At 70.6% G+C, this 1193-nt stretch carries 1 protein-coding gene and 1 pseudogene; one reads left to right on the top strand and one right to left on the bottom strand.

The window, feature by feature from the left end:
• The coding region (locus AC08OX_RS14350; RefSeq protein WP_476608283.1) for a transposase at positions 1-490 on the top strand (490 nt) is incomplete at its 5' end.
• A 518-nt stretch (positions 491-1008) separates the two neighbouring features.
• Here the strand turns inward: AC08OX_RS14350 and AC08OX_RS14345 are convergent.
• Positions 1009-1193 (bottom strand): annotated as a pseudogene (locus AC08OX_RS14345) (hypothetical protein); the annotation flags it as partial.

The following is a 1193-nucleotide window of genomic DNA, read 5'->3' as shown; positions in this document are numbered from 1 at the left end:
GGTACCGGGGCGGGGTGGGAACGGCCGGGTGAGTGTGGTCGGGATGGTCTGCTACCGGCCCGGCTGGCGTCCGCGGCTGCTCTACCGGGCCCGGACCTGGCGGGGTGGTGGCGGGCGCAGGGGGATCGGCTGGGAGGACTGCCGGGATCTGCTGGCCGCCGCGCATGCGCAGCTTCCCGGGGGCCGGCTGGTGCTGGTCTGGGACCGGGTGAACATCCACCGGCAGACGGAGATGACCACGTTCCTGCGGGAGCACGCGGGCTGGGTGAGCGCGGTGCTGCTACCGGCCTACGCCCCTGAGCTGAACCCGGCCGAGGGGGTGTGGTCACAGCTCAAGCGCACCGCTGTGGTGAACCTGGCTGCCCGCGCCCTCGACGAGGTCTGCCAGGCGGTCAAGCACGGGCTGAAACGAATGCAGTACCGGCCCCCGTTGCTGTTGGGGTTCCTCGCCGAAACCGGTCTGGTCTGGGAAGAGCTATGGTCAACATGACTCCACGCATTAAAGCTCAGGAAGAGCGCCACCAGATGAGGCACGAACGGTCCACGCCCCCATATTAACAGCAGCCGTCTGGGCGGTTCGGTTCCGAGTGAAGACGGCCGGCCGACCCGGTGGCCGGTCATGGCGTCCGCCGGCACCATGTTCGACATGCCCGCCCGTGCCATCCGGCTCGACGCTCTCCAGAAGACCCGCCATCCGCAATCCCCCCGCGAGCTGACCGCACCGACCGACGTCCGCCATGACGCTGTTCACCCGTGAGGATGACAGCCCGACCACCACCGCACCGGCGACCACCGTGTGATCTGTCGGCCGAGCAGGAGGATCAGCGACCGGCCAACCTGCGTCCCTCGGTTCGCCGCCCTGGTCTACGACGTCGGCCGGTTGCTGCGACCATCGAGCGCACCGTGGATGTCAGCGCGCAACTGGGCGACCAGGCCGCGGGCTGTCCCGGTGCCAACGGCGAGCCGCTTGCGCAGCGTTTCCGCGGAGATGGGGCGTTGGTGCTGCTGTCAGTGCAGCACGTCCTCGGCGCGGGCGCGGTGCAACAGGTCCTGCCTGCGCGCCTCACGCGACAGCGGGCCCCCGACGGTAGTCCTGCCGGGCATTGGCTCGGCTGCCGTCGCGGGTGCCGAAGCACGGTGGTTGGCCTGCGCCGGGGGCGGGCTGGCGGCGGCCGGCGTTGCGGGCAGGTTCT

This window comes from Frankia sp. CoBUL1 (assembly GCF_978021245.1).
Note: the sequence above shows the minus strand (reverse complement) of the source record. Positions and strands in the feature narration are given on the sequence as shown.